Annotated in this window: 17 protein-coding genes and 1 tRNA gene; 17 read left to right on the top strand and 1 reads right to left on the bottom strand. The window is 70.5% G+C overall.

What is annotated here, in order from left to right; all coding sequences use genetic code 11:
• Positions 1–41 precede the first annotated feature (41 nt).
• The 7 genes from galU (at position 42) to ABEA10_RS05915 (ending at position 4823) form a co-directional block, all read left to right on the top strand.
• Positions 42–950 carry a UTP--glucose-1-phosphate uridylyltransferase GalU gene (galU, locus tag ABEA10_RS05945; protein ID WP_329242607.1) on the top strand — a complete coding sequence of 303 codons (909 nt, stop codon included), beginning with the start codon at positions 42–44 and terminating at the stop codon, positions 948–950.
• Positions 947–2155 carry a molybdotransferase-like divisome protein Glp gene (gene glp / locus ABEA10_RS05940; protein WP_345458464.1) on the top strand — a complete coding sequence of 403 codons (1209 nt, stop codon included), beginning with the start codon at positions 947–949 and terminating at the stop codon, positions 2153–2155. Before galU ends, glp begins: the two co-directional genes overlap by 4 nt.
• Complete coding sequence (gene moaC / locus ABEA10_RS05935) at positions 2152–2646, top strand: cyclic pyranopterin monophosphate synthase MoaC (RefSeq protein WP_329242602.1); 495 nt, start codon at positions 2152–2154, stop codon at positions 2644–2646. Before glp ends, moaC begins: the two co-directional genes overlap by 4 nt.
• Positions 2643–3125, top strand: coding sequence for a MogA/MoaB family molybdenum cofactor biosynthesis protein (locus tag ABEA10_RS05930; RefSeq protein ID WP_329242599.1), 483 nt, complete (start codon positions 2643–2645; stop codon positions 3123–3125). Before moaC ends, ABEA10_RS05930 begins: the two co-directional genes overlap by 4 nt.
• A 60-nt stretch (positions 3126–3185) precedes the next feature.
• Positions 3186–3800, top strand: a complete 615-nt coding sequence (locus ABEA10_RS05925) for a GNAT family N-acetyltransferase (RefSeq protein WP_345458460.1) — start codon at positions 3186–3188, stop codon at positions 3798–3800.
• Positions 3801–3969: 169 nt separating this feature from the next.
• A complete protein-coding gene (gene sepX / locus ABEA10_RS05920; protein WP_345458458.1) occupies positions 3970–4599 on the top strand; it encodes a divisome protein SepX/GlpR in 630 nt (209 codons plus the stop codon).
• Between the two features lie 150 nt (positions 4600–4749).
• Positions 4750–4823 (top strand) — tRNA-Ala (locus ABEA10_RS05915).
• Between the two features lie 200 nt (positions 4824–5023).
• Here ABEA10_RS05915 and ABEA10_RS05910 read toward each other — a convergent pair.
• Complete coding sequence (locus ABEA10_RS05910) at positions 5024–5845, bottom strand: SAM-dependent methyltransferase (protein WP_345458456.1); 822 nt, start codon at positions 5843–5845, stop codon at positions 5024–5026.
• Positions 5846–6011: 166 nt separating this feature from the next.
• On the opposite strand from ABEA10_RS05910, the gene ABEA10_RS05905 reads away from it, so the two are divergent.
• From ABEA10_RS05905 to ABEA10_RS05860, 10 genes are all read left to right on the top strand, one after another.
• A complete protein-coding gene (locus tag ABEA10_RS05905; protein WP_345458454.1) occupies positions 6012–6485 on the top strand; it encodes a carboxymuconolactone decarboxylase family protein in 474 nt (157 codons plus the stop codon).
• 888 nt (positions 6486–7373) lie between these two features.
• Complete coding sequence (locus ABEA10_RS05900; protein ID WP_345458452.1) at positions 7374–8693, top strand: iron-containing redox enzyme family protein; 1320 nt, start codon at positions 7374–7376, stop codon at positions 8691–8693.
• A gap of 77 nt (positions 8694–8770) precedes the next feature.
• Positions 8771–9163, top strand: a complete 393-nt coding sequence (locus ABEA10_RS05895) for a Rieske 2Fe-2S domain-containing protein (RefSeq protein WP_345458451.1) — start codon at positions 8771–8773, stop codon at positions 9161–9163.
• 49 nt (positions 9164–9212) lie between these two features.
• A complete protein-coding gene (locus tag ABEA10_RS05890) occupies positions 9213–10328 on the top strand; it encodes a 50S ribosomal protein L11 methyltransferase (RefSeq protein ID WP_345458449.1) in 1116 nt (371 codons plus the stop codon).
• An 8-nt stretch (positions 10329–10336) separates the two neighbouring features.
• Positions 10337–11752: an iron-containing redox enzyme family protein gene (locus ABEA10_RS05885; RefSeq protein WP_345458447.1), complete on the top strand. Its 1416-nt coding sequence runs from the start codon at positions 10337–10339 to the stop codon at positions 11750–11752.
• Entirely contained in the window at positions 11749–12849 is a 1101-nt protein-coding gene (locus tag ABEA10_RS05880) for a hypothetical protein (RefSeq protein ID WP_345458445.1), read from the top strand. Before ABEA10_RS05885 ends, ABEA10_RS05880 begins: the two co-directional genes overlap by 4 nt.
• Positions 12850–12891: 42 nt before the next feature.
• Positions 12892–14154, top strand: a complete 1263-nt coding sequence (locus ABEA10_RS05875; protein WP_345458443.1) for an ATP-grasp domain-containing protein — start codon at positions 12892–12894, stop codon at positions 14152–14154.
• Entirely contained in the window at positions 14151–15413 is a 1263-nt protein-coding gene (locus tag ABEA10_RS05870) for an MFS transporter (protein ID WP_345458441.1), read from the top strand. Before ABEA10_RS05875 ends, ABEA10_RS05870 begins: the two co-directional genes overlap by 4 nt.
• A 25-nt stretch (positions 15414–15438) precedes the next feature.
• The gene (locus tag ABEA10_RS05865) at positions 15439–16698 is read left to right on the top strand and encodes an ATP-grasp domain-containing protein (RefSeq protein ID WP_345458438.1); all 1260 of its coding nucleotides are present in this window, start codon (positions 15439–15441) and stop codon (positions 16696–16698) included.
• A gap of 31 nt (positions 16699–16729) precedes the next feature.
• Positions 16730–18019, top strand: a complete 1290-nt coding sequence (locus ABEA10_RS05860) for an ATP-grasp domain-containing protein (RefSeq protein WP_345458436.1) — start codon at positions 16730–16732, stop codon at positions 18017–18019.
• The last annotated feature ends 26 nt before the right edge of the window (positions 18020–18045 follow it).

Raw genomic sequence — 18045 nt, 5'->3', positions numbered from 1 at the left:
GCGCGGGCGTCCCGTGGGAAGTCGGGGACTAGGGTCTTCCCATGGTCGACCACGAACCCGTAACCAAGGCGGTCGTCCCCGCGGCCGGCCTTGGAACCCGCTTCCTGCCCGCCACGAAGGCGACCCCCAAAGAGATGCTGCCGATCGTCGACAAGCCGGCGATCCAGTACGTCGTCGAGGAGGCCGTGGGCGCCGGTCTGAACGACGTCCTCCTCGTCACCGGACGCGGCAAGCGCCCGATGGAGGACCACTTCGACCGCGCGTACGAGCTGGAGGAGGCGCTCCGCGCGAAGGACGACCCCGAGCGCCTCGCGGCCGTACGCGAGTCCAGCGAGCTCGCCAACGTCCACTACGTGCGCCAGGGTGAGCCCAAGGGCCTCGGGCACGCCGTCCACTGCGCCCGCCAGCACGTCGGCGACGAGCCGTTCGCGGTGCTGCTCGGCGACGACCTCATCGACGCACGCGACCCGCTGCTCAAGCGGATGCTCGAGGTGCGCGCCGAGTTCGGCGGCAGCGTCGTCGCGCTGATGGAGGTCGAGCCCGAGCAGGTGTCGCTGTACGGCTGCGCCGCGATCGAGCCCACCGCCGAGGACGACGTCGTCAAGGTGACCAACCTCGTCGAGAAGCCGGTGCCCGGTGAGGCCCCGAGCCGGTGGATCATCATCGGCCGCTACGTCTGCGACCCGGCCGTGTTCGACGTGCTGGAGAAGACCCCGCCCGGCCGCGGCGGCGAGATCCAGCTCACCGACGCGCTGATGACCCTCGCGCAGCGCGACCGGTCCCAGGGCGGCCCGGTGCACGGCGTGCTCTTCCGCGGACGCCGCTACGACACCGGCAACAAGCTCGACTACCTGCGCACGGTGGTGCAGTTCGCCGCCGACCGGCCCGACCTGGCCGCCGAGTTCCTGCCGTGGCTGCGGGAGTTCGTGGCCAGGCAAGACGCGTCATGAAGACCGTCGACGAGCACCTCGCCGACATCCTGGCGGCGACGCGCCCGCTGCCACCGCTGGAGGTCGCCCTCCTGGAGTCGCTGCACGGTGTGCTGGCCGAGCCGGTCACCGCGCCCGTCGACCTGCCGCCGTTCGACAACTCCGCCATGGACGGGTACGCCGTGTTCTCCTCCGACGTCGCCGGGGCGTCGGAGACGTCGCCGGTGAGCCTGTCGGTGATCGGCGACATCGCCGCCGGCGACCAGGGCACCCACGCCATCCGGCCCGGCCTGTGCGCGCGGATCATGACGGGCGCTCCGGTGCCGGCCGGCGCCGACGCGATCGTGCCGGTCGAGGCGACCGACGGAGGCACGGCCAAGGTCACGATCCGGCAGGCCGCCGAGCCCGGGCGCTACATCCGGCGCAGCGGCGAGGACGTCACCGCGGGTCAGACCGTTATGGAGGCGGGAACGCGCCTGGGCGCCTCCCAGATCGGCATGCTCGCCGCGGTCGGCCGGGCCCGCGTCTCCGTACGGCCGCGCCCGCGTGTCGTCGTGCTGTCGACCGGCAGCGAACTGGTCGAGCCCGGTGGCACCGTCGGCCCGGGCCAGATCTGGGACTCCAACAGCTTCGCGCTGACCGCCGCCGCCACCGAGGCCGGAGCCGTCGGCTTCCGGCAGGGGTCGATCGGCGACGACCCCCGCCGGGTGCTCGCCGCCATCGAGGAACAGCTCGGCTTCGCCGACCTGGTCGTCACCTCCGGCGGGGTCAGCATGGGCGCCCGCGACGTGGTCAAAGAGGTGCTGTCGGGGCTGGGCACGATGAAGTTCGAGCAGGTCGCGATGCGGCCGGGCAAGCCGCAGGGATTCGGCCTGCTGGACGGCCGCACGCCGGTGTTCACCCTGCCGGGCAACCCGGTCAGCGCCTTCGTGTCCTTCCAGGTCTTCGTACGGCCCGCGCTGCGCGCCCTCCAGGGCCTGCCGCCGGAGCCGTTGCCGACCGTGACGGCGCACCTCGCCTCGCCGGTCAGGTCCCCCTCGGGGCTGCGGCACTTCCTGCGCGGCGATCTCCGTTACCGTGACGGCGCCTACGAGGTGAGCCCCGCGGAGGGCCAGGGGTCCCACCAGATCTTCGCGCTCGCCACGTCCAACTGCCTGATCGTGGTGGGGGAGGACGTCACGGAGCTGTCCGAGGGCGACCGGGTCGAGGTGCTGAGGCTGCCATGACGGATCCTTCTGGGTTCTCCCACCTCGACGAGTCCGGCGCGGCCCGCATGGTCGACGTCTCCGCCAAGGAGGTCTCGGCCCGCACCGCCACCGCGAGCGGCTTCGTACGCCTGTCGGCCGACTGCGTCGCGGCCCTGCGCGCCGGGAACGTTCCCAAGGGCGACGCGCTGGCCGTGGCCCGCATCGCCGGCATCCAGGCGGCCAAGCGCACGCCCGACCTCGTCCCTCTCTGCCACCCGATCGCCATCCACGGCGTGACCGTGGACCTGGCCGTCCACGACGCGGGTGTCTCCATCGAGGCCCAGGTGCGCACCGCGGACCGTACCGGCGTGGAGATGGAGGCGCTCACCTGCGTCTCCGTCGCGGCTCTGGCACTGATCGACATGGTCAAGGCCGTCGATCCCGCCGCGGTGATCACCGACGTGCGGGTCGAGGAGAAGACCGGCGGCAAGACCGGTCACTGGCGGCGGCCCGGCGGAGAGGAGCGATGATGCGGGCCCTGGCGGTCACCGTGTCGAACCGTGCGTCGGCGGGCGTCTACGAGGACACCTCCGGGCCACTGATCGTCGCCGGGCTGCGCGAACTCGGCTTCGAGGTCGGCGACCCGGTCGTCATCCCCGACGGCGAGCCCGTCGAGAAGACGCTGCGGGAGGCGGTCGCCGCGGAGTACGACGCGGTGATCACGAGCGGCGGCACCGGGCTCACCCCCCTGGACCTGACGCCGGAGATGACCCGCCGGGTGATCGAACGCGAGATACCCGGCATCGCGGAGGCGATCCGCCTGACCGGCTTCGCGAAGATCCCGACGGCGGTGCTGTCCCGCGGCCTCGCCGGCGTGGCCGGCCGTACGCTGATCGTCAACCTGCCCGGCTCGGCCGGGGGAGTGAAGGACGGCATGGCCGTCCTCGCCGGCGTCCTGCGTCACGCGGTCGACCAGATCGGCGGCGGCGACCACCCGCGTACGTCCTGAGTCGCCCGGCCGATGGTGGCGCACGGCGAGTCTCGGGGCAATCATGGAGGGGTGGATCGTATGCGGGGTTGGCCCGCCACCTTGGCCGAGGGTCCGGTAGGGCTCCGGCCGTTGCGTCTTCGCGACGCCTCCATCTGGCGGGAGGTGCGGATCCGCAACGCCGAATGGCTGCGCCCCTGGGAGCCCACCAACCCGGAGACGCCCCTGTTCCGCAGCGGCATCGGCCCCTACCTCAGCATGGCGCAGACGATGCGCCGCGAGGCACGTCAGGGCCTCGCCCTGCCCTGGGTGGTCACCTACGACGGTGACTTCGCCGGTCAGCTCACCATCGGCGCGATCGTGTGGGGCTCCGCACGGTCGGCGCAGGTCGGCTACTGGATCGACAAGAACGTCGCCGGCCGGGGGGTGATGCCGACCGCGGTGGCGCTCGCCGTCGACCACTGCTTCTTCAACGTCGGCCTCCACCGCGTGGAGGCCAATATCCGGCCGGAGAACGCCGCGAGCCGCCGCGTCGTGGAAAAGCTCGGGTTCCGCGAGGAAGGCGTCCGCCAGCGGCATCTGCACATCGACGGAGCCTGGCGCGACCACATCTGTTACGCCCTCACCACCGAGGATGTGCCTGGTGGACTGATGTCCCGCTGGCGGGCGAGCACGCGGCAGCCTTTCCCCCGCTGAACCGGCAGATCGCAAAAGATTGGTATCCCGACGTTTATGTGCGGCCCGATCTCGCGACACACCGCCCCGAATACTCGTCAACCACTGACGGTGGGTCCTAGCGTGCGGGACGTGAGCGCGCGCGTATCCAAGGTCGGCGCGGGCCTGGACGCGGCAATGGGGAGGGCTGATGAGCAGTGCAGTCCTCTATTTGGCGATCGTAGCCGTCTGGGGCGTCGTTCTCGTGCCGATGTGGCTCCGCCGCGACGGCGATGGCATCGGCCGTCTCCTGCACCGCCGGGGCGAGCCGCTCGCGACTGACGACCTCGCGTACGAGGAGCCGGACGCGGCGGACGAGAGCGTCCCAGAGGCGGACGTGCCGCCCTCCCACCAGGAGTCCGCGGCGCCTGTGGCCTCTGGGGAGCCTGAGGCGCCCGCGGTGCGACGGCGCCGGGCCACCCGGGGCGCCGTCATCGCCCGCCGCCGTCGCCGCACGCTGGGCCTGAGCCTGCTGACGCTGACCGCGATCGTGGTCACCGCGTCGCACGCCGCGCCGTGGTGGTTCACCGTCCCGCCGGCCGTGCTGCTGGCCGGACACCTCTCCCTGCTGCGCGTCGCCGTCCGCATGGACCAGGCCCGCCGCGAGGAGATGCGTCGCCGGGCCGCGGCGGCCCGCGCGGAGGCGGCCAGGCGTGCCCGCGAGGAGCAGCGGGCGAGGGAGGTCGAGGCCGCCCGTACGGCGGAGGTCATCGAACTCCCCGCCTGGGCCCAGGAAGAGGTCTACGACCAGTACACCGACCGCCGCGCCGTCGGCGACTGATCCCCACAGGCGGCTTCACACCGTCGGGCCACCGTGTTCGATGCCTCGGCATCGTCCCGGTGGCCCGCGAGGTTTTTCGGCGTGGTGCCCTCCGCGGCCCCCTCAGGTGCGCGAGGAGTGCCCAATGTTTGCTAGCCTTACTGCGTCGTTGGGGCTGTGGCGCAGTCCGGTAGCGCACCTCGTTCGCATCGAGGGGGCCAGGGGTTCAAATCCCCTCAGCTCCACGCGGACCTAGGGCCAGTGTGGTTGGCGACGTTTGTCGCCTTCCCCGCTGGTCCTTTGTCATTTTGTCCAGGGGGTGACCCCCTGGAACCCCCCATGTGGGGGGGCTTCGCCCCCCACGCCCCCCGGCCGGTTGCTGTCGGAGGAGGGGATCTTGCCGGATGCTCTGTTCGGGGTCCCGGCTCCTCGGCTGGGTTGGGGTCTAGGGTTTTGTGGCGACTCCGCAGTAGGTCATGACCTCGTGTGGGGTTCTTTGCGGGGTTGGGGTGGGGTGCCAGTCTGGGCAGGGCACGATGCCTGGGGGGATCAGGGTCAGGCTCTCGAAGAACGCTGCTATCTCGCTTTTGCTGCGGCCCTTGATCTCTGTGGGGATGGCGCTCTCGTTGTAGGCCTGGACGGCTGTTCGCGTTGTCGGGGCGTCGGTGCACGCGTGGGTCAGCACCAGGTGGCTGCCCGGGGGTAGGGCGGCCATCAGGCGCCGTACCAGGCCGTAGGCCTCGTCGTCGTCGACGATCAGGTGGACTACGGCGAGGAGCATCAGTGCTATCGGCTTGTCGAAGTCCAGTGTCTTGGCGGCGGCCGCGAGGATCTTCTCGGGTTCCCGAAGGTCGGCGTCGATGTAGTCGGTGGCGCCTTCGGGGGCGCTGGTGAGGAGCGCGCGGGCGTGGGACAGGACCATCGGGTCGTGGTCGACGTACACGATCCGTGACTCGGGGGCGATCCGCTGGGCCACCTCGTGGGTGTTCTCCATGGTGGGCAGGCCGGTGCCGATGTCGAGGTACTGCCGGATGCCCTTCTGCTCGGCGAGGTGGTGCACCGCGCGGTTGAGAAAGTCCCGGTCCGCTCGTGCCGACTCGACGATGCCGGGCACCAGTCGCGCGACCTTGTCGCCGAGCTCGCGATCGACCTGGTAGCAGTCCTTGCCGCCCAGCCAGTAGTTCCACACGCGTGCCGAGTGCGGGCGGTCCATCGCGAGGGCACGGACCGGGGAATCCGCGGAGGGATCGTTGCCCTGACGTTCCATAGGGAACAACCTTCCACAAGGGCATCCCGGTATGGGGGATTTGTCGCGGCCGGTTCGTGACCGGCCGGCCTTCTTGGGGAGACGTGGGTCACATCGCGGGCATGTCACATTCTGGCGCGCCCTCCCGTCAACGAGGTTGTATCCCGAGAACGGCAAGGAGATCACCATGGAAGCCCGTCTCAACCTCTTCGGCAGCCCCGTCGCGACGAAGTTCGGCAAGTACATCAACTCGGCGGGCAAGGTCGTGACCGACTCGACGCTGCCGGCGGCGACGCAGGAGCTGGTGAAGATCCGCGCCAGCCAGATCAACGGTTGCGCCGGCTGCCTCGACATGCACACCAAGGAGGCCGCGCACGCGGGGGAGACCTCCGTGCGCCTCAACCTCGTCGCGGCGTGGAGAGAGGCGAAGGTCTTCACCGAGGCCGAGCGGGCCGCCCTGGAGCTCGCCGAGCAGGGCACCCGCCTCGCCGACGCCGCCGGTGGCGTCCCCGATGAGGTCTGGGCGAACGCCGCGAAGCACTACGACGAGGAGCAGCTCGCCGCCCTGGTGGCGCTCATCGCCCTCATCAACGCCTACAACCGGCTGAACGTCATCGTCCAGCAGCCGGCGGGCGACTACCAGCCGGGCCAGTTCGGCTGAGCCGTCCCGGCGCCGCGTCAGGCCGGGCCGGACGTTCGGAGTCCGGCCCGGCCTGACGTCGTCTCGACGGCGGCTTCCCCGGCCTGAGACATCGCGAAGATGCTTTTCATTCCGTGACGGTGGTTATACGGAATGGATAGGGAGGAGCCGTCGGTGAAACTTTCGTCACGAGTTGTTGGGTGTGTTCGTCAGGGGTTTTCTCGGCCCGCACCGAGTGGGTAAGGGCGCGAATCGGCCGGATATGGCCACCGTTTCAGGGATCCTTCTCTTGCCTGCGGATCGAGCAATCGCCTCGGACGTTCTCGATTTCTTTACCTGACCATGGTGGTCAGCGGGCCTGACCACGGGTGTAGGTGTCCGCGGCACCGCGTCAGGTCTGTCGCGCCGGCCGGTGGCGTCCCGAGTCCGCGCAGGTGGGACGCTCGACATCCCTCGACTGCGCCCCTGACCATGCGGTCATTGCTCTCGTCATTCCCGCGTACGGGCGGCGCTCCCGGGCGCGGCGGGGCGGGCGTCGCTCCGGCGCGGCGGCGGAATGAAGCCTCTCGCCTGGTATGCGAAGAATGTCCGGAAGATGGTTTGGTGTCTTATTTTTGTGTTTCCGGAACGTTATACCGGCGGGCGCATTTCGAGTGTTAATCTGCCCGCCAGATCGACCCAAGGGGCGGGTCTCTCTTTGGGTAATACATCCATTGCGCAGCGCAACATTGTTGTGCCGTGCCTGAGCTGAGTCCTTGTCTCGCGTTATTGGGCGATCCTCGACAACGCGATCATCGTCTAAGCCTGATCGATTTAGACTTGTTGGACGGTTGATAAATGACAATTCGGCATGTCTCGGTACCGCTGGGAGCCGTTACCGAGACCCTTTCCGAGCGTGCCCTCTCGTTCGTGCGAAATCCGCTGTTCGGCGGCGACCGTCACGTGCTGCACGGTCCCAACCCGTACCGTCGGATGCTCGCACCGGAGACGTTCGGTGAGATCGACTTCGGCCGCCCGCTGACCGCCCGCGACCGGGTCACGTACCGGTCGCTGGCCGCGCACCGGCTGCTCGGCACGTTCTATGAGTCCGAGACGGTGCTGTTGCCCGAGCAGGGGCTGACCGAACTCCGCGGCGACTTCGAGGAGTTCTACGGCACCGGGCTCCGCCATCTGCGCGAGGCCACCATCTCGGACCTGGAGCGGTTCGCCTTCGACTGTCTCACCGACGAGGTGGACGTCAGCGGGAACTGCACGGTCGACGTCCTCGACGCGTACTTCCAGCACGTGACCGACGAGTCCGAACAGGGCGAGTCGCCGGCGCTGAACGCCATCGCCGCGGCCCGGCGCCCCGAGGTGGCCGCCGACACCTACCTCGTGCAGCTCGCGCTCGACGGACTCACCGAGGCGTCCGCGATGTCGCGCAACCTCGCCGGGGCCTACGGTCCCGAACAGTCGGCGCTGTTCAAGATCTTCATCGATGAGTTCGGCTACGGCGTCTACGACACCAAGCACACGACGATCTTCGCCAAGATGCTCCGCAGCCGCGCCATGGCGACGCATGTGCACGCGTACTGGAACTTCTATCTGGCCGGGCCGCTCGCCACCAACAACTTCTACTACTACCTCTCCCGCGACCACGCGAAGTTCTTCCGCTACGCGGGTGCGGTCACGTACGCGGAGGCCGTCTTCGCGCCGGCGTTCGTGAAGATGATTAAGGTCTACCGCGAGATCTTCGGCGAGGACGTCGACCTGCACTACTGCGACGAGCACGCCCACATCGACGAGCACCACGGGCGCATCACCCGTGAGCAGGTCCTGCTGGCCCTGGCCGAGAAGCACGGGCCGGGCGTGGTGCCCGAGCTCATGCGCGGCATCGCCGAGGCGCGGCTCGTCGGCGGCTGGTTCGAGGAGGACACCGCGGCCCAGATCCGGTGGGCCGACACCATCCCGCGCCACCGCGAACTCGCCGCCGCCGCCCGTACCGGCGAGCCCCGGCCCGTACGCGCGAGCGCGGACGGCCCCTTCGGCACCCGCAGCCACGACGGCGCGGTGGTCCTCACCCTCGACACGGGCGAGGCCGACCTGGTCACCAGCGCGACCGGCGAGCCGGAGCGGCTCGTACGCGGCGACGCCGTGCTGATCCCCGCGGGCCGGGTGTACGGGGTCAAGGCCGTGTCGCCGGAGTGCCGCTACCTGCTGCACCCGGTCGTGGACGAGCCCACGGCATAAGCCCGGGTTTCCCTCACGGGTCACGCCGACCGGCGTGTCCCGATCCGAGCATGCACCCACGCCCGAAGGAGGAGCCGATGAGTCGTGTCGTGGTGATGGACCTGCGCAGGCACAACACCGTGCTGGTGGGGCACAACCGCTACTTCGTGTTCGAGCCGGACGGACGGCCGCTGCTCGTCCACGACCGGTGCCCCCACCGCGGCGGGCCGCTGAGCCTGAGCCGTCAGACCCCGGACGGCCGCCGGCTCGTCTGCCCCTGGCACGGCACCAAGGTCGGCACCGCGGCCGTGAAACGTACCTCCGTGCCGATGGTGCGCAGCGGCGACGAGGCGGTCGTGCTGCTCCCCGACGTGGCGGACGACACGCCGATCACCGTCATCCACAAGCGCATTCTGGCCAACCTGCCGCCGGAGGCCGAGCAGGCGAGGACGGAGCCCTGCCCGGCGCGGGCGGCGGGCGTACACGAGTAGCCGATCGACGATTCGCCGGGTGAACGGCAGAGAAGACGGGTGATCGAAGATGGAAGACGACGTCCAGGCCGGGAGCCTGGTCGACGCCGCCAAGGCTCGGCGGGAGGCCGGGAGACCGAACCTCGAGGGCCTGATCGACTGGGGTCACGCCCTGTACGCGGAGGGCCGGTACGACGAGGCGGCCAAGGCGTTCGAGTTCGTCCTCGACGTGGAGGGCGGCAACTGGCGGGCGCTCATCGGCCGCAACCGGGCGATCCGCCGGAGCGTGCCGCGCTGGCACTGGGAGATGCTCCACGACGAGCTGCGCTCGGAGCTGTACGACAAGGCGATCCGGCACATCGTCTCGCCCGAGCACCTGGTCCTCGACGTCGGCGCCGGCTCCGGGCTGCTGTCGATGATGGCCGCGCGCGCCGGCGCCCGGCAGATCGTCGCCTGTGAGGCCCAGCACCCGGTCGCCGAGGTCGCACGGCGGGTCATCCGCAAGGCCGGGCACGACGACGTGATCACGGTCGTGCCGAAGATGTCCACCCGGATGCGCGTGCCCGAGGACCTGCCCCGCCGCGCCGACGTGCTGGTCACCGAGACGGTCGACTGCGCGCTGCTCGGCGAGGGCATCCTGCCCACGATCGCGCACGCCCGCGAGCACCTGCTCACCGACGACGCGATCATCCTGCCGTGCGGCGGGCGCGTGTTCGCCCAGCTCGTCGAGAGCCCGTCGCTGTACCGCAAGAACCACGTGGGGCAGCTGTACGGTTTCGACTTCACCGAGTTCAACCAGCTGTCCTCGATCGAGTACTTCGACTCGCGGCTCCGCCACCACGAGCACCGCATGCTGTCGGAGCCGATCGAGGTCTTCCGCTTCGACTTCTACCGCGACACCGCCGAGCCACGGCGCGCGGAGTTCGTCGTGCCGCCGTCGGTGGCCGGCACCTGCCACGCGGTCGCGTTCTGGTTCGAGCTCGACCTGGTGCCCGGCCTCAGCCTCACCAACGCCCCGAGCACCCCGAACACCCACTGGAAGCAGGCCGTCCAGTGCCTGCCCGTCCCCATCAGCGTCCAGCCGGACGAACCACTCCTGCTCGACGCCCGGCACGACGGCGTGAACATCCACTTCACCGCCGTCGCCAGCGGCGTACGCACTCTTACGGACGGAGCCGCGGAATGACGCGCGGAATGATGACTGTCACCGGGGTGGACACCGGCCCCATCGAGGCCTACTGCGCGCAGCGCGTCTTCCGGCCGGGGCCGGAGATCTACATCACCGGCAACCCCTACCGCCGGCCGGTCGGCCCGGCCGGCGTGGGCGACCTGGACTTCTCGGTGCCCGCCACGGAGGCGGAGTTCCTCGGGTACCGCCAGCTCATCGCCGGCCGCATCCTGTGCAACGCGTACGAGAGCGACATGATCCTGCTGCCGCCGGGCGGTCTCGCCACGGCCAAGGAGGACTTCGACCTCTTCTACTCCGATGAGGTACGCGGGTTGCGCGACACGATCCGGCCCGGCCTGGAGCGCTACGCGTTCTCCTTCCTCGACGACGCGGTGACCGTGCCGCCCGTACGGACCCTGGAGGAGCTGCAGGCGTACTTCCTCGGCGAGGTCAGCGGCGCGGGCGCGCCCGCCGACCACACCGGGAACAACCCGGCGGTCGACGAGACCGCGCCGGTGAGCGGCACCATGCGCGCGATCACCGAGTGCCGCCACGCGGAGGAGGCGGCCGGGATGCACCTGATCCAGCTCGCCCTCGACGCGCTGACCGAGGCGTCCGCGATGGCGCGCAACCTCGGCGGCTCGTACGGCGTGGAGCAGTCGGAGCTGTTCAAGATCTTCAACGACGAGTTCGGGTACGGGCTCTACCCCGCCAAGCACAGCACGATCTTCAAGGGGATGCTCGCCAGCGTCGGGCTGCGCACGGACCTGCACGCGTACTGGAACTTCTACCTGACCAGCTCGCTCGTCGGCGTGAACTACTTCAACTGGCTCACCGAGGACCACCGCGGCGTCTTCCGCTACATGGCCGCGGTGACCTACCTGGAGTGGCTGTTCGCCCAGGGCTTCGCCGACACCGGTGCCATGCTGCGCGCGGTGTTCGGCGACCGCGTCGACACCAAGTACTGCGACGAGCACGCCCACATCGACGTCCACCACGGCCGGATGACCTACGAGAACCTGCTGCTCGGCTTCGCCCGCGCGCACGGCGACCTGGTCATCCCCGAGCTCGTCCGCGGCATCGAGGACACCAAGCTGCTGCTGCGCCTGGGCGATGAGGACTTCCGCGCGCAGATCCGCTGGGCGGACACGCTGGATGAGCACACCCGCCTGGGCGCCTCCCTGGCCACCTCGACGCGCGACGACGCCGAGGTCCGCAGGCTGCGGCCCGGCGACCCGTTCACCACCCGCGTGTACGACGCCGACCGGGTCATCGAGGTGACCGGCGGCGAGGTCGACGTGCACGCGTGGGCGACCGACCGGCCGCACCGCCTCGGCAGGGGCGACGCGCTGCTCGTACCGCGCGCGCGGCTGCACGGCCTGACCGCCGTCTCCGGGGCGGCCGATGTGGCCGTACGGACCGTCGAAGGGAACCCGGCGTGACGACGAACCCGGTCGGCTCGTACAACGAGTGGGACCCGCTGGAGGAAGTGATCGTCGGGGTCATCGACGGCGCCGCCGTGCCGCCGTGGCACCCCGCGATCGAGGCGACCGTGCCGCCGGAGGCCTGGGAGTTCTACCGCCGGAACGGCGGCGGGGCGTTCCCGGCCGAGCAGGTCGAGGCGGCACGCGAGGAGCTCGACGGGTTCGTCCGGATCCTGGAGGCCGAGGGCGTGACCGTACGCCGCCCGGACCCGGTGGACCAGTCGCGCTCCTTCGGCACCCAGGCGTGGCAGTCCACCGGCGGCTCGTCGCACACGTTCCCGCGCGACATCGCGCTGGTGGCGGGCGAGACGATCGTCGAGGCGACGATGGGCTGGCGGTCGTACTACTTCGCCACCCATCCCTTCCGCACGATCTTCAAGGACTACTTCCGGCGCGGAGCCGGCTGGGTCGCGGCGCCCAAGCCGGAGCTGACCGACGACTCTTTCAACCCGCGATACGCCGAGGCCAAGCCCGCGGGCGGGCCGTCCAAAGACAACCCGTTCCCGCCGGAGACCTCGGTCATCACCGAGTTCGAGCCGATCCTCGACGCCGGCGACTTCATGCGGTTCGGCCGCGACATCCTCGTGCAGCGCAGCCACGTGACGAACCGGTTCGGCATCGAGTGGGTACGCCGGCTGCTCGGCGACCGGTTCCGGGTGCGCGAGGTGGCCTTCGTCGACGACCACCCGATGCACATGAACGCCACGTTCGTCCCGCTGCGGCCGGGCAAGGTGCTCATCAACCCCGAGCGGGTGCCGGAGCCGCCGGAGATGTTCCAGGGCTGGGACATGATCGTCTGCCCTGAGCCGGCCATCCCGGCGGACCAGACCATGTACTTCTGCAGCCGCTGGATCGCGATGAACACGCTGATGCTCGACCAGGAACGGATCTTCGTGGAGGCCCAGGAGACCGAGCTGCTCCGGCTGCTGGAGAAGGAGGGGTTCACGCCCATCCCGGTGCCGTTCCGCACGGTCAACACGTTCGGCGGCGGCTTCCACTGCGCCACCCTCGACGTCCGCCGCCGGGGCGGACCGGAGGACTACTTCACCGGTTAGCCCGGGACTCCCCCCTGCCTTCCAACCCTGATCGAGGTTCGCATGTCACACCGCCCGCCGGCGGGCGACGACCGCCCGCTCCTTCTCCTCGTCGCGAGCAGCTACTGGGTCTACCGTGCCTACATCCTGGAGTCGGTGTCGGCGCGGTACCGGCTGTGGCTGCTGAACCCGGCCCCGCCCACCTGGGAGGACCCCTACATCGTCGGCCACACCGTGGTCGACTGCCTCGACCTGGACAAGCTGACGGCGGCGGCCCGCGAGGTGGCCGACCACCACGAGATCGCCGGCGTCTACTGCTACGACGAGGTCTACGTCGAGACCGCGGCGCACCTGAGCGGCGCGCTGGGGTTCACCACCTTCACCCCGGACGCGGTCGCACGCTGCCGCGACAAGAGCGCGACCCGCGAGGCGCTGCGGAAGGCCGGGCTCCCGCAGCCCGCGTCGAAGGCCGTCTCGTCCCTGGAGCAGGCCCGCGCGTTCGCCGCCGAGATCGGCTATCCGGTCATCCTCAAGCCCCGCAACCTCGGCGGCAGCATGGGCGTCCGCAAGGTCGAGCGGCCGGAGGAGCTCGATGCCGCCTTCGCCCTGACCGACGGGGTCCGGATGGGCCGCATCCGCCAGTTCGAGGACTACGTGATCGTCGAGGAGTTCCTCGACGGCCCGGAGATCTCCGTCGAGTGCGTGCTGCACCAGGGCATCTGCACACCGCTGATCGTGGCGCGCAAGTTCCTGGGGGAGGGCAGGTTCGCGTTCGAGGAGGTCGGCCACGACGTGGACGCGAACGATCCGCTGCTGGGCGACCCGCTGATGCGTGAGACGGCGCGCCGCGCGCACGAGGCGGTCGGGTTCACCGACGGCTACACCCACATCGAGTTCAAGCTCACCGGCGGCGCGATGCACGTCATCGAGATCAACGCCCGGCTCGGCGGCGGGATGATCCCGCACCTCGGCCGGCTGACGTCCGGCGTCGACGCGCCGCTCGCGGCGGCCGACGCCGTCGCGGGCCGGGCCCCGGACGTAACGCACCCCGGGCCGCTCCGCGCCGCGTCGGTCCGGTTCGCCTATCCGCCGTACGACATGGAGATCACCTCGGCGACGGCGCACGAGGAGTTCCTGCGCCCGCCGATCGTCGAGATGCAGGTCGGGACGCAGCCCGGCACGCAGGTACGGCTGCCGCCGCGCGGCCTGGCCCGCAGCGGCTACGTGATCGCGGTCGCGGACACGCTCGCGGAGAGCCGCGCGGCCGTCGTCGGCACCGAGCGGTTCTTCACCTTCACCGGAACCCCGTTGGAGCCGGCGTCATGACCGCGGGGGCGCCGCACCCGACCGTCCTGTCCACGCTGCGGACCATGAGCGGGCCGGTCCGGGTCCTGGTCCTGGGCAACCTGATCAGCAACCTCGCCGCGTTCCTGAACGCGTTCCTGGTGCTGTTCCTGACCGGGCAGGGCTTCAGCGCGGGGGAGAGCGGCGTCGTCCTCATGGCGCTGATGGTCGGGCGGATCTCCGGATCCGCGGTCGGCGGCTCGGTCGCGGACCGGGTCGGCTACCGCTGGGTCGTCACCGGCTCGATGGCCGGGACGGCCGTGCTGACCGCGGCCATCGTGCACGTCCCCAACGTGTGGGTGGGCGCGCTGGTGGCCTGCGGCGCGGGCCTGACCGCGAACGCGTACCGGCCCGCGGCCATGGCGTGGATCGTGGCGGAGACGCCGAAGGACCGGCACGTCATGGTCTTCTCGCTGCTGCGGCTCACGTTCAACGTGGGTTCGACGGTCGGCCCCCTGGGCGCCGCCCTCCTGCTGGCGTACGCCTCCTACGACGCGTTGTTCTACGTCGACGCCGCGACCTCACTGGCCTTCGGCGTCGTCGCCTTCGCCGCGCTCGGGCCCGGCCGCGAGCCGGCCCCCGCGGCGGCCGGGAAGACCGCGAACCAGGAGGAACGCCCCGGCTACGGGCGGGTGCTCGCCGACCGGCGTTTCCTGCTCGTCGTCCTCGGCCTGTTCCTGACCGCGCTCGCCTACATCCAGAGCTCGGCCGCCCTGCCGCTGTTCGTCAAGGGGTCGGGCCACAGCGCGCAGGTGTACGCGACCCTGCTGACCATCAACGGCTTCATGGTGATCGCCTGCGAGGTGCTGCTGTCCAAGTGGACGCAGCGGCTGCCGATCGGCGTCCCCATGGTGGCCGGGATGGCGCTGCTTGGGGTCGGCCACCTCATCTACGCCGGGCCCAGCCCGGTGGCGATGCTCGTGCTCGCGACCGTGGTGTGGACGTTCGGGGAGGTCGTCGCCGCGCCGTCGATGATGGCCTACCCCGGTCTCGTCGCACCGCCCGCCCTGCGCGCCCGCTACATCGGCGCGGCGACGACGCCCCAGCAGGTCGGCTACGCCGTCGGGCCCCTCATCGGTACGGCCGGATGGCACGCCTGGGGCTCCGGCGTGTGGGTGCTCACCGGAGGTTTCGCGCTGGCCGGCGCGGTGTTCGTCGCGGCGGGCGCCGGGCTGCGCCGCCGGCGCGTCGAGCCGGAGCCCGCCGAACCCGCCCTGGCCTCCTCGGCCGACAGCCAGTAAGACGCCCAAGGAAAAGGTGAACGTCATGGACAGACCAGTCGTCGCGATCGTGCAACCCTTCACCTCGGCGGCGATGATCGCGCCGGCGCTGCGGAAGGCGGGCATCAGCCCGGTCGCGGTGATCGACTACGCGGTCCCGGGGTGGGGCTCGCTGTTCTCCTCGCACGTGCCCGGTGACTTCGACGCGATCATCAACCACCACGGCGACCTGGCCGGGACGACCGAACGGCTCCGGGCGCTGGGCCCGATGGCCGTCATCCCCGGCCTCGAGTCGGCGCTGCACCTGGCGCAGGACCTCTCGGACGCGCTGACGCCCGCGTACTCCAACGTTCCCGAGCTGGTGAACGCCCGCCGGCACAAGTACCTCATGCACCAGACCGTCGCCGCCGCGGGACTGCCGATCCCCCGGCAGATCTGCACCAGCGACGCCGGCGAGGTGGCCGCCTGGATCGAGCGCGAGGGCTTGACCGGCCGGGACCTGGTGATCAAGCCGACGAGCAGCGCGGGCACCGTCGGGGTGAGCCGGGCGCCGGGCGGGCGCGGATGGCGCGAGCAGTTCGACGCGCTGCTCGGCACCCGCAACAAGCTCGACGAGGTGGCCGATGAGGTCCTCGTCCAGGAGCAGCTGACCGGCACCGAGTACGCCGTCGACACCGTCAGCCACGACGGACGGCACTCGATCACCGACATCATCCGCTACAAGCGGGTCCCGTTCGGCGAGGGCATCGCGGTCTACGACAGCGTCGAGTGGCTGCCCTACGACCGCGACGCGTACGGTGACCTGATCGACTACGGGCTCGGCGCGCTGGACGCGGTCGGGCTGAAGAACTGGGCCGCGCACACCGAGATCATGATGACGCCCGACGGACCGCGGCTGGTGGAGGTCAACGCCCGCCTCGCGGGCGCCGGCAACCCCGCCGTCACCGAGATCGCCACCGGCGGGAGCCAGGTCACCCGGATCGTGGACGTGTGCCGGGGCCTCGGCGCCGAACTGCCGCCCGGCTACACGCTCCGGCGCAACGTCATGGCGGTGTTCCTGATGTCGCACTCGACGGGGATCGTGCGCAACGCCGAGATCTACGACCAGGCTCGCGAGCTGCCGAGCTACCACTCCCCGGTGCACGTCGTACGGACCGGCGACCACGTGGACGCCAGCACCGACCTGCTCGCCAGCATGACCATGGGCTACATCATCCTCGCGCACGAGAGCAGCGACCAGATCCACGCCGACCGCGAGGCCATCCGGAAGATCGAGAAGGACCTGATCGTCACCCCGGACGCCTGACCACCACCCCCCGACGATGAGGAGCCCACGGATGGTCACCGACAAGTACCTGGACGCCTGCGCGGCGGACGCCGGCCTGCGCGACGTGATGGCGAACGCCGAGTTCCCCGAGGCGTTGTACGCGGCGTGGGGCAAGTACTTCCTGCCGCGTCCGCTGTTCTGCGCCGAGGACCGGATCCGCCGCGCCGCCGCCGACGTCGCCGGCCTGTTCGACCTGATGGTGTCGCTGCCGGACCGGCTCTTCGGCGGCGACGTCCGCAAGTACTGCGCCGCGATCGGCGCCGACGAGCGGCGCACCGAGCTGATGGCCCGGTTCACCGGCGAGCAGCCGCTGTACGGCCGGGCCGACCTCTACGACGACGGCGAGAGCTTCCGCCTGCTGGAGTTCAACGTCGGCAGCGAGCTCGGCGGGGTCGACGTCAGCCAGATCAACCACTCCCTGCTCGCGATGGAGCCGTTCGCGAAGTTCGCGGCGGAACACGGCCTGACGCACGTCGACACCCCGGCGGCCATGGCCCGGCAGTTCGCCGCGGTGACGGGGAAGGAATCGCCCGTCGTCGCGACGGTGGAGGCCGTCGGCGGCATGTCGCCGTACTACGAGTCCCTGCACCGCTCCTTCCAGGAGACCATTCGCGGGTACGGCGTCGAGACGGTGTACGGAGAGCTCGACGACGTACGGGTCGAGGGCGGCCGGGTGTACGTACGGGACCGGCCGATCGACCTCCTCCTGCGCTACTTCTCGGTCAACCAGGTGGCACGCGACCCGCGCAACGACGAGTACGTCGAAGCGGTCACCCGAGCGCACGAAGAGGGCCAGGTCGTCCTGTGGACGCCCCTGAACAGCGCGCTGCTCTCGTTCAAGACCTGCCTGCCGCTGGTCTCCGACCCCGACTTCCGGGCGGACCTGTCGGCGGAGGAGAACGCCCTGATCGACCGCATCCTGCCCTGGACACGGACCCTCACGCCGGAGCTGGCCGACCTCGTACGCGCCGAACGCGACCAGATGATCCTCAAGCCGTTCGCGGGCCTGGCGGGCCAGGGCATCCGCGTCGGCTGGGAGCAGACCGACCGCGAGTGGGCCGAGACGGTCGCCGAGTGCCAGGGCGGCGACCACATCGTCCAGCGCCGCGTCGACCCGGCCTCGGAACCGGTCATGAACCCCGAGACCGGCGAGGTCGAGAACTGGCGGGCCGTCTGGGGCATCTTCGCCTTCCCGGCCGGGTACGGCGGCGTACTCTGCCGCGCCCTGCCGCCCGGCGAGGGCTCGGTCGTCAACCTGCAGAGCAAGGGAGCCAAGGTGGCCTCGGCGTTCCACTACTGAGAAATCTCGGCGCATCCGGCCGCTTG

Origin of the sequence: Actinoallomurus oryzae, assembly GCF_039541955.1 — a bacterium.
Lineage (GTDB): Bacteria > Actinomycetota > Actinomycetes > Streptosporangiales > Streptosporangiaceae > Actinoallomurus > Actinoallomurus oryzae.
This window is presented reverse-complemented; position numbering and strand designations above follow the sequence as displayed.

Bases quoted from the DNA above. Each gene is read 5' to 3' on its own strand.
- ABEA10_RS05910 (WP_345458456.1), bottom strand. From the start codon at position 5,845: ATGGAACGTCAGGGCAACGATCCCTCCGCGGATTCCCCGGTCCGTGCC.
- ABEA10_RS05885 (WP_345458447.1), top strand. From the start codon at position 10,337: ATGATGACTGTCACCGGGGTGGACACCGGCCCCATCGAGGCCTACTGC.
- ABEA10_RS05895 (WP_345458451.1), top strand. From the start codon at position 8,771: ATGAGTCGTGTCGTGGTGATGGACCTGCGCAGGCACAACACCGTGCTG.
- ABEA10_RS05860 (WP_345458436.1), top strand. From the start codon at position 16,730: ATGGTCACCGACAAGTACCTGGACGCCTGCGCGGCGGACGCCGGCCTG.
- moaC (WP_329242602.1), top strand. From the start codon at position 2,152: ATGACGGATCCTTCTGGGTTCTCCCACCTCGACGAGTCCGGCGCGGCC.
- ABEA10_RS05875 (WP_345458443.1), top strand. From the start codon at position 12,892: ATGTCACACCGCCCGCCGGCGGGCGACGACCGCCCGCTCCTTCTCCTC.
- ABEA10_RS05865 (WP_345458438.1), top strand. From the start codon at position 15,439: ATGGACAGACCAGTCGTCGCGATCGTGCAACCCTTCACCTCGGCGGCG.
- ABEA10_RS05905 (WP_345458454.1), top strand. From the start codon at position 6,012: ATGGAAGCCCGTCTCAACCTCTTCGGCAGCCCCGTCGCGACGAAGTTC.
- glp (WP_345458464.1), top strand. From the start codon at position 947: ATGAAGACCGTCGACGAGCACCTCGCCGACATCCTGGCGGCGACGCGC.
- ABEA10_RS05870 (WP_345458441.1), top strand. From the start codon at position 14,151: ATGACCGCGGGGGCGCCGCACCCGACCGTCCTGTCCACGCTGCGGACC.
- sepX (WP_345458458.1), top strand. From the start codon at position 3,970: ATGAGCAGTGCAGTCCTCTATTTGGCGATCGTAGCCGTCTGGGGCGTC.
- galU (WP_329242607.1), top strand. From the start codon at position 42: ATGGTCGACCACGAACCCGTAACCAAGGCGGTCGTCCCCGCGGCCGGC.
- ABEA10_RS05930 (WP_329242599.1), top strand. From the start codon at position 2,643: ATGATGCGGGCCCTGGCGGTCACCGTGTCGAACCGTGCGTCGGCGGGC.
- ABEA10_RS05890 (WP_345458449.1), top strand. From the start codon at position 9,213: ATGGAAGACGACGTCCAGGCCGGGAGCCTGGTCGACGCCGCCAAGGCT.
- ABEA10_RS05925 (WP_345458460.1), top strand. From the start codon at position 3,186: ATGCGGGGTTGGCCCGCCACCTTGGCCGAGGGTCCGGTAGGGCTCCGG.